Genomic DNA, 13,980 nt, shown 5'->3' with positions numbered 1-13,980 from the left:
ACCACCGCTGATTACCAGTCTCTTTATCCTGCGAACTTGAGGCTATGAATCGGCTTTACCGCCCTTTTGAAAAATTTTTTATCTACTTATAATTGGCTACTCAATTGCATAAGAGTGACTCCACATTAGGGGGACGGGTAAATCCAACTAAAATTTAGGTAGTGTCGTTAGGGTCAATAAAGGGGGATCTTGTGGGACTCAATCGGGGTAGGGTATTTCTTCGCAATTTTTTATTTTTGTTTTTCATTGTTGCCGGGTCTTCTTGGTCGCCGCTAGCTCAAGCCGATGTGAATGAGGTTGAACGCTTGATGGCCTCGTTCCAATCAGGCGATGTGACTGATGAGATTGAATGCATTTTATACGCCGGCAACTTCCAATTTGAAGAAGTTGTTGAGGCCCTTCTTAATCGATACGAACTGGAAATCATTCGGGCCGAACATGATGGCGTGAACCCACAGATCCTGAAGGCTATCTTGCAAAGCCTTCAGAAAATGGCCACCCAAACCCATGAACCCGATGTCAAAGAACTCGAGACCATGACCCGTCTGTTTTTTGGGGCACATGACACTTACGAAAAAGATCTACGGCACAGGTTTAGTAAACTCATAAAAGGCCTTGAAAACCGAGATAAAAAACTACCTTCCATACACGATATTCCTGGTAAAAAGCGACAGTTAAAACTGGCTCCAGCCAGTGGTTCAAAGCTGTTAGTGCCAGTTAAAGGCATTTCTAAACCCCTATCTGAATTTGAAGTCTATGATCGAATTAGCAAAATTCAACAATGGATGAATAAATCCGTGATCGGACAGGCCGATATTATTGAGAAAGTGCTGAACCTCGAATATCGAAAGGCCCTGTATGGCCTAAGAGAGGATCCTGAAGTGCTGTTGCTGATGGGTCTGCCTGGCACCGGAAAAGACACTACTGCCCGCAATTATGTGGATGCCATGCATGAACAAAAAGGGGCATGGCGCGAGCACATGTACACGCTGCCTGTTACTAAAACAGAAGCTGACCTTTGGAAACTACTGGGATCAGCCACTGGCTATGTGGGATCCGATAACTTTCCGCCTTTTTTACAGTTTCTCGTAGACCACTCGGGCGGCCGTTATCAAGTGAAAACCCGTGAGAGCATTCGAGGGGATGAATACTATGTTGCAGAAAACCCCAAGTGGCATCCCGGTGTAAATGAGAACGGAAGTTATTCTCCAGAAAATGCCGTTGTATACGTGGACGAATTTCATAACTGGTCGAAAGAAGCTAAAGACGCCATTTTAAAACAGGGACTTGAAAAGGGTAAATTTGAAATCAATAACCCAAATGGTGGTCTGGCTGAGATCTATGTGCCCATCACCTTTATTGTGGCCACCAATGACGGTATTGGTCTGGTCACGTCTCGAGAACCCAATGGCCAACGTTTCGGCCCACCTCTTGATTATGAGGAAATGGTGGAGAAGTGGGAAACAGTTAATGATGACGTCGCCGTTTTACGAAACGAACTTTCCAAAGCCAATGGCGAGACCAATTCTCGACATTCTGGCGGAACATCTCCAGGAATCTCAGAAGAACTACTTAACCGAATTCCCGACCGGGCCTTTGCTTTAATGCGCCCCCTTTCGCCCATTGAGCTGCAGGAGATCGTTAGAATCAAACTCCGAGAAATGGCTGTTCTTCTAAGCTCCGGTCAAGGCGCTTTTGGCACGATGAAAATTGAATGGACCGAAAAACTGGTGGAGTTTGTTCAAAGTTATAGGTATGTGGCGGAAGACAACGCACGCCCTATGGCCGATCGTTTGCTCAACCTCATTGAGAGAACCCTCATTGATGCTGTTCGGGAAAAAAAGTTTGAAAACTTAAAGCCCACCGACGCTCTGGTTTTAGATGTTGAGCAGCTGCCCGACCACACCTGGCAATTGAAGTTTATAATTAAGACCGCCGATGGCGTCACAGCAGAAATTGCTAAAATCAGCGACATTGCTGGGGTCACAGAAAAGGTCGAAGAAAAAGAAACCTTTAGCTTGCCTATCAAGGCCACTTTAGCCGACAGAGATAAGGGGCCAATCAGCGATGAGCGCGTGGATGAACTGCTCAAGATGCCTGAATTTCTCAACAGTCGAGTATTTAATATCGAACGGATTTCCGAGCGTTTGGGTACGGCCGTGTTAGATGCAGAAGAAGGACGCGCCGGCAAAAAAAGTATTGAAGACGCCACCGAGCCAGCACGATCATTTATGTTTTTGGGCCCATCCTCTACTGGTAAAACAGAAGCCGGGAAAGCTATTGATGCGTTTCTTAACAGTAAAAAATCTGACCTTGTAACCATTGATTTCAGTCAAGTGGTCAGCAAGCAAGATATAAAAACTAAGATTCTTGGCTCTCGTGACGCCCTTGGTAATTCGATACCCTCTGATTTTATGAAGCACTACGATAGAAAAAACGGTCGACTCACCGTCATTTTTGACGAAATCGCCAATGCACCACTTGAAGTGCTCAAAGCCCTCTATGACATTTTCAGAGAGCCCGTGGTCACTACCTTCTCTGATGGCAAGCCGCGAGTCATGAGTAACGTCACCATTATCCTTACCGGAAATGCGGGGGAAGAGTTGTTTGCGTCCATTCCTCGTCACGTTCCCGAGGTTGTCCAGCAAGAGGCCATGACAAGAATCCATCAAATGATGATGCAAAACCCAGATCGTCGACGAAAATTGCTTGAGAGTTACTTTAGCGAAGCTTTTATCAATCGAATTGGTGAACCCAATATCTTCTTTTTTGCACCATTGGGTTTCAAAGCCATCCGTCAGCTGACCCAGTTGAAAATCAGTCAAGCTGTAGGCCGCTTGGCCCCCCAAGATGGTCGACGGGGATGGAATTTGTCTTTCTATAACGAACAAGACTATGTGAACATTCTTTCAGCCATCGAAGACGCTGGATTTATTTTGCGTGAGCAAGGCGCTTCAATAGATAGATTCGTGCGCGAAGATTTTGAAGCGCGATTACGGCATCTGTTGCTTACACATAAAATCCCATCAAACACTGATATAGTTATTAAAATGGGTAACCCCGGAACCTCTTATGAAAATGTCGGCACCACTGAGGTCAATATGATTCACCTAGAGGTTCATGTGAAGGGCCATGTAGATCCCCTTCAGTTTGACCTTCGCGGCAAGCAACGGGTGACCCACCCTGATATTCTACCCACCGATCAAGTTTTGACCGCATTTCACGAAGCAGGTCATGAATTGGTGAGGCAGATCTATCTCGGCGACCTCTATGACCATGAGTTGATCACCATCGTACCAGGAGTAACAGAAATTGCCGGTGAGTGGATCTACTACGCAGGACTAGCCTCCCACCAGAAACAAACGCAGGCCAGTATGACTAGAGAAGTCGCCCTTCGAGAGATGGCCGTACTCTTTGGTGGCGAAGTGGCTCAAACCCTGGTAACGAAGGGGGCTCGCCATGATGCCGGCAAAAGTAACGATATGGAAAGAGCCACCAAGATGGCCTATGTGGCTATCTTAAACTGGGGCTTGTCCGAAGCCTGGGGACCAAGTGCTGTTCACCGAGACGTGATCGAAAAGGTTTTAGATCATTTCAAGGCCGGGCTTACTAGCCAACGACGAAAACTGCTCGATCGTGAAGTGGATAGAATGTTAAAAGAAGCTCGCGAATTGGCTCGTTTGGCCCTATTGACTAACATTGACAACGCGCTTATCCCCATGGGGCAAACTCTTGCTGAAAAAGGAACCTTAAACAAAGATGACCTCAATCAGTTCTACAAAGACCACTCTGTTGTTAAAGAAGGTGATGCCGGTTTTGGTGGTTTCTTGAAAACCCACACAGGCACGGCTTTAAAAGCACGTATGGCTCATCGGAACAAACGGTTTGGGCGTGATGGAGAGTTCCTTGATAGCATCCCCCAGCCAAGCTCCATTGCTAACATTGTGAAGTTAACTCAGGCAAAAAAGCAAAAGCAGGTGGATTCCGTAGAAATCTCGAACGATATCCCTTTTGCAAAAAGCCTCGAAGGATACCACTCGCTTAAGCCTGAAAAACCCCGATCATTGACTCACGATTGTCGAAGTCTCCTTTCGGCATAACTAAAAAGGGTTCTCTAAAAAGATCAATTCCCTCAACGGATTTGGTCTTTTGATTCCTAGCCCAAATGCGGCTGTGGAAGGCCTGGGAAATGTCGGGAAAGTATGTTCCTTATATTTTTATTCTGTCGTGTTTCTATTTGATATCTGAGAATCCAACTTTTTAAACAGGTCGGCCATCATCGATTGCCGATCTTGCTCCGTAACAGGACGAAACCCACCCTCATGAGCCAAATAGAGCTCTTCTGGTATTTCTAGTAAAAACCGCGATGGAGCCACGGGCCGCAATTTTCCAAAACGTTTACGTTGACGAGCGTGTGACAACACCAATCGTTCTTGAGCCCGCGTCACACCCACGTAAAACAACCGGCGCTCTTCTGAAATATCTGATCCTAGTGTGCGATGAGGTAGAATGTCTTCTTCAACACCAACTATAAATACCACGGGAAACTCTAGGCCCTTACACGCATGCAAGGTAAGCATCTGAACCTTTGGCTTATCTTTTTCAGCAGGCGACTCGTCCATACTGTCTCGAAGTTCCATGCTGTCTATAAACTCCTTAAGAGTCTTCAGTGTGCGTCCGCCACGGGTAAAAAAACCATCTAGTATTCGCCCTAAAATATCGACGAGCTGCCAACGATTTTGCGCTGTGGCTGTGTCTTTATAGCCCTTACTAACAAAATCATAATAACCATTGTTCACAAAAAACTCTGAAAGCCGTTGGCCACTGGTTTTATCGGCCAGTGGCTGTAGCAGTAAATCTGGAAGTTGCCGCAATTGTTCTAACAACTGATCAATGCTGTGGCCCGCTTTTTCGTTCACTCCAGCCTGCGACCAATTTTTTGCCGATTTAAACAGGCTGACAGAGTGGCTGTGAGAATACTCTTCTAAAGCTTTCACCGTTGTCTCGCCAATACCCCTTGGGGGCGTATTTAAAATGCGTCGAAAGGCGATTTCGTTGGGCGCCAATGCACACCTGATATAAGCAATCACATCGCGAACTTCACGCCGATCAAAAAAAGCCGTACCCCCGGTCAACGCGTAGGGAATTTGCCCGTGGCGCAAGCTACCTTCAATGAGACCACCTTGCGAGTTAGATCTATACAAAATGGCAATATCATTATACCCGTAGCCTTCGCGCACAAAGTGATGAATCTGCTGAACCACATCATCAGCCTCTTCTTCTTCTGTTTCGTAAACGAAGAGTTCTGGCTTATGATCTTGTTCTTTGGCAGCCTCTGCTTTAAGAATTTTTGCATGCCGCTCTGAATTCTTGTGAATCACCTCATTGGCCACCTTTAATATAGACGGCGTGGATCGATAATTTCTTTCCAAACGGACAACGTGGCAATCTTTGTATAACCTTGGAAAATTCAAAATGTTGCTGACACAAGCGCCCCGCCATCCATAAATTGACTGATCATCGTCGCCAACCACGGCTATATTGTGATGGTCTTCAACAAGCCGCTGAACAAGACGCAGCTGCACTAAGTTAGTGTCTTGAAACTCATCCACCATCAAATATTTTATTTGATCATTACATTCATCTCTCACATGGGGGTGCTCTGAAAAAATCTGAAGGGGCTTGAGCAATAGCCCGTCAAAGTCGGCAACCCCTAAAAGCTCAAGCCTTTTTAAGTATTTCGGCAGCAACATTTGCGTGAGCTCTTCGTACTCATCTTCACTTTTGGCCTTGGTTCGACCCTCTTGTCGCCAACTGGCCATTATGGACAACAGCTTTTCGGCATCAAATCCCTGCTTGCTGGAATGATGGAGGTCCTTGCCTAGTTCTCGAACCAGAGCCCTGGCGTCAGTCGCATCAAGAATTCCAAATTGTTTCGGTAGGCCTGCTAGTTTATGATATTTACGAAGGACATTGAGACCAAATGAGTGAAATGTCCCCGCCCAAATTCCCTTAGCGCTGGGCCCCAACTTTGCGGCCACACGATCTTTTAACTCACGGGCGGCCTTATTTGTAAAAGTCATCACAGTGATTTGCTCAGGCTTGGCTTTTTTTTCGGCAATGAGTCGCCCTGTGCGGGTCACCAAAACGGTCGTCTTACCTGATCCTGCCCCGGCCAGTATGAGCTGTGGGCCCTCATTATGTAAAACGGCTTCTCTTTGTTCTGGATTTAGTTGTTTAAGCCAATTGTCGATCATGCCGTTAAGATATCAACGGCTCTTTAAAAACTTAACGACAAATGCAGCGCAGATGAATTATTCGCCAGAGGCCGAGGATGTGGGAGTCCTTAGCAACACGCGACAGCTCGTTACAGACTTTTTCTCAAAAAGGTTGATCAGCTCCACCACCTCTTTGTTGTGCTCATGCACCCGGTGACCGTCTTTGAGTTTCTGCACGGCCTCTTCGGCCATTTCTACATCTTTGGCCAAAAGTCTCTGGAGATCGTTCACGTATTTTCCTGAACGAAGGTTCTTTACAAACCTCGTGATCGCCTGTTTCGGCCGGTCCCACACGGGGCGATCAAACCCCATCTTTTTAGCCGCCTTTGAATGGTACTTGTTCGCCCACCACTTTGTCACAATGTAGACGACTGGCAACAGCGAGAGCATAAAGGCCTTACTGATGGCGGCCTCCCCGTTTTCACTCACCGCAATACCAAGGGCATGAGAAAGTGCCAGGCCAGAAAATCCAATTCCCATCAGATCCGCCATGCGAATACCCATTAGAGACAGTTGGATTTTAATTTGGTAATTGATCATTCGATCCGTGATCGTCATAACCTTATCGGAAAATGGGATCTTTACTACGTGTTCTTTAAGATCTGTTCTCTCTTCTTCCAGAATTTTTGCCCACTGAGACATTTCCACTTTTAGTGGTTGGGTGAGTCCAACGTTCAGCCATATCCACAAATTATTCACAAAACCCGCGGGATCAAAAACATTTAAATTGGCATTCATGCCCCGAGCCGAAGCATAAATGAGATAAGCGTATAACAGACTCGGCACAGAGGCTTTCATAATTTGCTTAGCCCGACTGGGAGTTGAGAACACAATGTTTTTGTAGGTTCTATGAAACACGCCGATACCCGCACCAAAAACGAAATTAAAGAATGCCGGTAGCAAACTTACGTCTTGCCAGAAATCGGAATCCGCATTGGCCCACACCTGGGCGCAGGACATGCCAAGCCCCAAACCTGCCTGCAACACGCCACAAGTCAATCCAAAGGCCTTATCGTCAAAGGTTGGCGTCTTGTAATGAGCTTTCCAAAAGGACTTCCAACGCTCCATATAGCCACGGGGACGAGCCAACAAATCGGCGTTTTTTACCCGATCACGCTCCAACCAAACCACCACCACATCGCGGCCCATTTTGCCGTCCCCTCGCGAGTAGCCCGAAAGTAGGTGCTGCCGCGCAATGTATTTTTCAAAATGTTCAGAGTCATCCTGCACTTGTTCGGCACTGACAAACAGATAGGCTACATGATTCTTTTTGTAGACCACACGAACTATGGGAATATTGTCGATATGAGTGGCCTCGGCAGTGCCTAGTTTAGGGTGTTCAAACAGGATCTTGTTCTGGTCTACGGCTTGATCAAAGCCTTTTTCTCCCAACTCATCAAACCGTATGGAGATATATTCTCGCCCCATTTCATAAAGCTCAAACACGTCATGGACGGTTTCTTCGGCATTGGGAATGTCATAAATAGTCGTATCGGATATTTTTACTGGTCGATTTACAAGGTCCTCTGCCGCTTGATCGGCTCCCCCCACGGATGGCTGCAATATTGCCGCTATCAATAGTGAGACTGCCCCAATTTGCAGATTCTGATAAATCTTGCTGATGGAAACTATATTCATTTTTTTGCACCCTTCAGGGACGCTTTTAATTCATTCCCCCAGAGAAGCCAACTAGGATCCTGTTAGGCCTGTTTTCAATGAATAGATTACAGCTTGAACAAGGGCGATTTGACCTGCCGAAAAAGATACGAGAGATTGCGAAATTGCGCCCTAAAATCTCAAAATCGTCGTATTTCCCCTTCCAATGCCGGATTCCTCGACCCGAAATTGACTTCCCCTCCGTTAGGGACTCACAATGAGTTTATGTCAGATCCGTCGAAGAAATCCTGGCGTTACCTGCCGGTTAAGGGGAGCGATCCAGTCAAAATAGATGCTGAAGACTACGGCCGTTGCATGGCCCATAGCTGGCGGGTGCAGTCTACCGGCAAAGAGGGTAAACCCCGCGTGGTCACAAGTATTCGCTCGGGCGGAAAAGTGCGAACAATGTCTTTGGGCCAGTTTCTAATGGATCCTCCTCAGGGAAAAATGGTATTCCCCCGTCGGTGGCAAAATGGCCTGGATTACCGCAAGCAAAACCTCATCGTTTGTACCATGAAAGAGCGCCAGCGCATGTTGCCCAAACCCAAGTCGCCTCATAACACCTCGGCCTATAAGGGCGTGTCCTATATAGCGAGCAAGAACGTTTGGCGCGCGCGTATCGAAGTGGACGGAAAAGCGCAATTTTTAGGAGATTTCTCAACAGAAGAGGCTGCGGCTCGGGCTTACAATCGGGCAGCCATCAATTACTTTGGTGACGACGCCTACCAGAACCGAATTACTATCAATCGCGGTGAGCGGCGCAACTAACTGCCCTGGTTAAAATGAATTTCAATATCTATTTTACTGAGTTTTTGCATCACTCTGAGAGTACCCACGATCGGCCACCAAGAGTAGAGCATTATGTTAATGGGATGCCACATGGCCACCCAGCCCATGACGTTTAGCCCTTCATAGGCCAAGCGCCGCAACAAATCTTTTTCAGGCTCCCCAATAAGATGGGAGCCAAAAATAAATGTAAACATCACCGCAAGCCCAATGGCCAAAGCTATTTGCCCCTCGCTGAAGGTCTGTTGCAAGCGCCGTCGCACTAATATGGTCTCAAAATCAAAAAATGCGTGTATGGCATTGCGAATGGCCTCTTCACCAATACCTTGAGTCTCTGATTCGGCTACCGAGATCACCAGTTTTGCCGGGGTGCTCACCCCCAACTCGCGGAGCGAACCAACAATGTAGTCCACCGCATCGTCGTCTAAATCCCGCTCCCTAAAGGGGGCCGGATCTCGCACGTCAAACAATTGATCCGACCGACTGACCCGTAAATCCACACAAGCCAATCCGTTTTCAGTGCGATATCGCTTTCGTGAAGTCTTCTGTTGCCAAAACATATGTTAGGGTCTTTCCGCCACGCCACCGACGTTAAGAATTTTATGAAATACTCTCCAGCGAGAGCGCCGCGGCTCAGGCTTTTCATTGGCTGGATTTAATTTTTCTGTAGCTTGGACCACATCAGGCAGCGGCATGGCCTTTGTCTCAGCAAAAAAACTTTCAATGGCATTTCGAAAATCTTTGTGCGCCCAATAATGGTAAACATAGTCCTCGGCCGGCAACAACGAGCCTTCAGTTTGAAGTACAAAACTAAAGGCGAGCTGTTCCATGACGTGTTTCTCATATTGCGAATACATAAGATCCGTTAACTCCAACACGTCCTCCAGCAAAGATTTGTCTTGGCTGGAAAAACCGATCAGGCCCGCGTTCCACATCTCCACTGACACTGGCATTTTGACATTTCGGCCATCTTTTAGCGAAAAGATTCGCTTTTTTAAAAATCGATACATTTTTTTTAAAATGGGGTTTGATTTGCTGTCCACACGATCTTCCAGTAGATGCAAAAATCGCGTGCCCTTACCGATTTTTTCAAAAATGGGTGCAGGGTCTTTTAAAAAATAAGTGTCCGTGTCCACATAAATGATGGACCCGCTCACCCTCTTGGTAAAATCACGCAACATTTCTACCTTCACCCGATGAACAAAATCTATATCTCCTCGCCAGGCCTGAAATTGCCCGGCAGGCAACTCTATAAATTCAACGGACTCAGGTAATTTCCCCTGCATGGCCTGTTTGTTATCTGTATAGACAAAAATCTTAAACGGTGGTGGCCCCTCGTTATAAAACCGCAACAGAGACAAAATCGAGTAGACGCACTCTAGGTAAAACTCAGGTCGACCATACGCCTGATACACAAAAAATTGACTCACAAAAATCTCCTATTACACCAATTGCCTAAAATAATGAATGGTGCGTTCAAGGCCCTCGTCCACAGAGACCTTGGGCTCCCACCCCAATTTTTCACGGGCCCGAGTGATATCGGGACAACGTTGTTTTGGATCATCCTGGGGTAAGGGTTTAAAGATCAATTCAGACTTTGACCCTGTCATCTTCAAAATTCTCTGGGCCAACTCTCCAACCTGCATTTCGTGAGGGTTACCCAAATTGATCGGGCCCGGAAGATCCCCATCGTATTCCATAAATCGAACAAACCCTTCAATCAAATCATCCACGTAACAAAAAGCCCTTGTTTGTGTGCCGTCCCCATAGATGGTGATGGACTCACCTCGCAAGGCCTGCAAAATAAAATTGGAAACCACTCGGCCATCATCGGGATGCATGTGTGGGCCATAGGTATTAAAAATTCGAGCGACCCGAATAGGCAACTTGTGCTGATTGTAATAATCAAAAAACAGGGTTTCAGCGCAACGTTTTCCTTCATCGTAACAAGCACGAGGGCCTATGGGGTTGACGTTGCCTCTGTAGTCTTCGTTTTGGGGGCTGATATCTGGATCACCGTACACTTCGCTCGTTGAGGCCTGGAATATTTTTGCCCCCAACCGTTTAGCCAGGCCCAAAACATTGATGGACCCATGCACGCAGGTCTTTGTGGTTTGCACCGGATCTGTTTGGTAATGAATCGGCGATGCCGGACAGGCTAGGTTATAGATTTCATCCACCTCTATATACAGTGGAAAGGTGATGTCATGTCGAACCACTTCGAACAAGGGGTGGTCGAGCAAACCCAGAATATTGGCTTTTCTACCGGTAAAAAAATTATCCACACAAATCACTTCATGGCCCTCTTGAAGCAATCTTGCACACAGATGAGAACCAAGAAATCCCGCTCCACCAGTCACCAGAATTCGTTTTGCCGTGTAGTGAGACTTATTCATTGAAACCTCTTTATTTATTTTTATGGATGCTTGAACCGCTGTTTTTTGCCCATCGCCTTTGGCCAACTCTCGCTCGTTCAGTGAGCGCAGTAGGGTTTACCATAGGCGGAATGCCGGTAAACCTTATAATATAGTGCGTTAAAGAGGTTTGAATTCACCTTTGATTGCCGGCTGTATAAAGAAGCTCGGAAAAGCACTGACCACCACCGTGTATAACATCAGGCCAGCAAATATCTCCTTAGGCAATCCATAGTCAGTTTTCAAAATGTCAGCTACCACCAACCCAAAAACCAGTGTGGGCAACATGGACAGAGATATTTGCGTCATCTTTTGCCAGCGCTCTTCATGAAAATAACGGAGTGAGTAAATCAACGAAGAAAATCGAATGGGCACAAAAACAAGTAGAAGCACCACGCCCGTCAGCACACCCTTCCATGTCAACTGAGTGATGTCTATGGCGTGACCGGACTTGAAAAAGTAGAAGGGAATGAAAAACGAAAAAAACAAACGCAACGAGGACAAGGCACTTTCAGCTTGAAATGAAGGGGCCATAAATTCACAGCGCCTGGCAACCACTCCCACGACGAACGCGCCGACCAAATAGTACGCGCCCAACTCTCGAGTGAGTACTCCTGCCAGGAGTGCCATCAAAATAAGAAAAGCAAATTCTGATTGGGGAGCGTGAGGGCTGACCTTTTCCACAAACAGGCGAAATAGCGGAGGCAGAGCGAAAACCAGTCCAATGAGGAGGGTCATTGATAAAAACAGATTCAGCAGAGAGTCCGACTGCAAAGTGAAAAATAAAACCCCAAGAGCGAGGATTTCCATAGCTATGGCCTTTGATCGAATCCATTTGGTCTCGCGCTGGTCAAAGGCGTAAGTGTGTAGCGTGTCCAAGATAAATCCCGTGGAGGGAGTCAACAGGCCCAGCGATAGAAGTAGAGAGGCCCGCAACGATAGATCAAAAAAGTAACGCAGCAAAATGCCACCAATGAGGAGCAACACCAACCCGGCCAGGAGATGCTTGGCCAAAAATCGAAAATCCCGCTTAATTTCAGTGACGCTGACTTCTAACCCTGCAAACAAGAACAAAGTGGTGATACCGAGTGTGGCAAACAAACTCACTACCGCATCTGACTTATAAACACCCCAAAAGTAACCCGCAGCCACTCCCATGGCCAGAGCTGAAAGCCCACCTGGTATTCGATAACGTTGCAATACTTTTGGAACAATCAAAAGCACTGCAATCAAAATAAAATATTGAAAATCATAAAGCGCATCCATGTGGATTTTATTTAGCGGCACAAGATTCCTATGACTAGCTAAAATCGGGCAAGTGAAAGAATTCAAACTCAGTGTGTCGAAGACCCCTGATGATCATTGGGGTCATAGCTCTACAGAGGCACCCAACGGCTTGGTCGCGTAGAGAGCACCACTCCTTCGACACACTGAGTTTTGTTTGAAGTGAGTGACTAACTGGCTTTACGCTGAGTCTCAGCTTTTGTCTTATCCACCTTGCCAGTGTATTCATTTATGATCTTGTAAACACCAGCTTCTGCATCATTAAAGATGATACTTTTGTGTTTGTCTTGCAGCCGAAACTTAAATTGACTGATCAATCCCGTCACATCGGACTGCCCCACAGTAAGGGATGCGCAGTTACGTCCATTCTTTTTAGAATAATAAAGGGCCTTATCGGCGGATTGATAAAAGGCTTTTGGTGATTTCATGTGTTGCTGGATCACGGCTACCCCCATGCTCACAGACACACGAATTTCTTTATCTTCAAAGATGAATTTCTTACGACTCACCGTCTTTAGTATTTGCTCACAAAGTTTCACCGCTGCCCGCGCTGACCCATTGAGCATCAATATGGCAAACTCGTCTCCGCCTTGGCGCCCAAAAATATCACTTTCTCTTAAATTTTCCTCTTTAATGGCAGACACCATGGCACTGAGAACATAATCACCGGCAGCGTGTCCGTAGCTGTCATTGATCTGTTTAAAGTTGTCGACGTCAAACAAAATGAGGGCCAGTCGCGAATCCAACACTCGGGCACGCTTGACCTCAGCTTCGAGGGCCTCTGTGATATAATTTTGGTTATAAATACCGGTGAGTCGATCCATATGGGCCGCCTGCTGAAGTTCTCCCAGGTACATGATTTCTACTTCGCCGGCCGGAAGGTATTTAAAAATGCTCGTTCCAATAGAAATTAAATCTTCTTTTTTCAGAAGGGTTTTTTCTTCAATTTTTTTTCGGTTGATTCTCACACCATTGGTTGAGTGCAGGTCTTCAATGTAGTGCTGGCCTTCAACAGCAATAATGATCGCATGGCGTTTACTCACCGCTGGATCATCGAGCATGATATCGGCATCTTCAGAGCGTCCCAGCACCAAATGTCCCCCTTTTAGGGACACTTTTTTCCCTTGATGAGGACCACGAATGGTGATCAGCACGGCCTCCATGGAGCGGGCTAGCTTCATGTCCTGGTTATAGGAGCTCTCCAGCATATTAAAAGACGCTGTGTCTGCCTGAACGAGCTCTAGATTTTTTTTCTTTTTCTTTTTGCCAGCCATCGGCCCGTTTTCTCCCGAAGATTTACAGACATTTTAACCGCAATCTACGTCAGACTGATCGGCTAGGATCCAATTGAACTTAAGGGCTCGGCAAAAAGTTTGATGGTCTGTATCAATTTGACGCGGTTTCACTAAAACGACCCACCTTTTCTCGACCAAAGCCCATGGGGCCACTCTAAGAAACTTTGAAATCCTTATGGCCCGACACCTGCCTATGATTATTTAAGTGACCGCATTCAGTCTGCACAAAACTCAACAACTAGTTTTGTAAGGAATTCTCTATAAGTT

Annotated in this window: 9 protein-coding genes; 2 read left to right on the top strand and 7 right to left on the bottom strand. The window is 46.5% G+C overall.

The window, feature by feature from the left end; all coding sequences use genetic code 11:
* Positions 1-191 precede the first annotated feature (191 nt).
* On the top strand, positions 192-4,100 hold the full coding sequence (locus H6626_00905) for an AAA family ATPase (protein ID USN47683.1): 3,909 nt from the start codon (positions 192-194) through the stop codon (positions 4,098-4,100).
* A gap of 117 nt (positions 4,101-4,217) precedes the next feature.
* On the opposite strand, the gene H6626_00900 is transcribed toward H6626_00905, so the two are convergent.
* Together H6626_00900 and H6626_00895 are read right to left on the bottom strand one after the other, a co-directional pair.
* A complete protein-coding gene (locus tag H6626_00900; GenBank protein USN47682.1) occupies positions 4,218-6,257 on the bottom strand; it encodes a UvrD-helicase domain-containing protein in 2,040 nt (679 codons plus the stop codon).
* A gap of 57 nt (positions 6,258-6,314) precedes the next feature.
* Positions 6,315-7,916: a hypothetical protein gene (locus H6626_00895; protein ID USN47681.1), complete on the bottom strand. Its 1,602-nt coding sequence runs from the start codon at positions 7,914-7,916 to the stop codon at positions 6,315-6,317.
* Positions 7,917-8,159: 243 nt separating this feature from the next.
* Here H6626_00895 and H6626_00890 point away from each other — a divergent pair, with 243 nt between their 5' ends.
* Positions 8,160-8,702, top strand: coding sequence for a hypothetical protein (locus H6626_00890; GenBank protein USN47680.1), 543 nt, complete (start codon positions 8,160-8,162; stop codon positions 8,700-8,702).
* Here the strand turns inward: H6626_00890 and H6626_00885 are convergent.
* The 5 genes from H6626_00885 to H6626_00865 form a co-directional block, all read right to left on the bottom strand.
* Positions 8,699-9,280, bottom strand: coding sequence for a hypothetical protein (locus H6626_00885; GenBank protein USN47679.1), 582 nt, complete (start codon positions 9,278-9,280; stop codon positions 8,699-8,701). The two genes, H6626_00890 and H6626_00885, sit on opposite strands and share 4 nt — an antisense overlap.
* 3 nt (positions 9,281-9,283) lie before the next feature.
* On the bottom strand, positions 9,284-10,150 hold the full coding sequence (locus H6626_00880; GenBank protein USN47678.1) for a hypothetical protein: 867 nt from the start codon (positions 10,148-10,150) through the stop codon (positions 9,284-9,286).
* Between the two features lie 12 nt (positions 10,151-10,162).
* A complete protein-coding gene (locus H6626_00875) occupies positions 10,163-11,116 on the bottom strand; it encodes an SDR family oxidoreductase (GenBank protein ID USN47677.1) in 954 nt (317 codons plus the stop codon).
* 138 nt (positions 11,117-11,254) lie between these two features.
* Positions 11,255-12,421: a cation:proton antiporter gene (locus H6626_00870; GenBank protein USN47676.1), complete on the bottom strand. Its 1,167-nt coding sequence runs from the start codon at positions 12,419-12,421 to the stop codon at positions 11,255-11,257.
* Between the two features lie 167 nt (positions 12,422-12,588).
* Positions 12,589-13,692 carry a diguanylate cyclase gene (locus tag H6626_00865; GenBank protein ID USN47675.1) on the bottom strand — a complete coding sequence of 368 codons (1,104 nt, stop codon included), beginning with the start codon at positions 13,690-13,692 and terminating at the stop codon, positions 12,589-12,591.
* Positions 13,693-13,980 lie beyond the last annotated feature (288 nt).

The organism is Pseudobdellovibrionaceae bacterium (assembly GCA_023898385.1).
Taxonomy (GTDB): domain Bacteria; phylum Bdellovibrionota; class Bdellovibrionia; order Bdellovibrionales; family UBA1609.
Note: the sequence above shows the minus strand (reverse complement) of the source record. Positions and strands in the feature narration are given on the sequence as shown.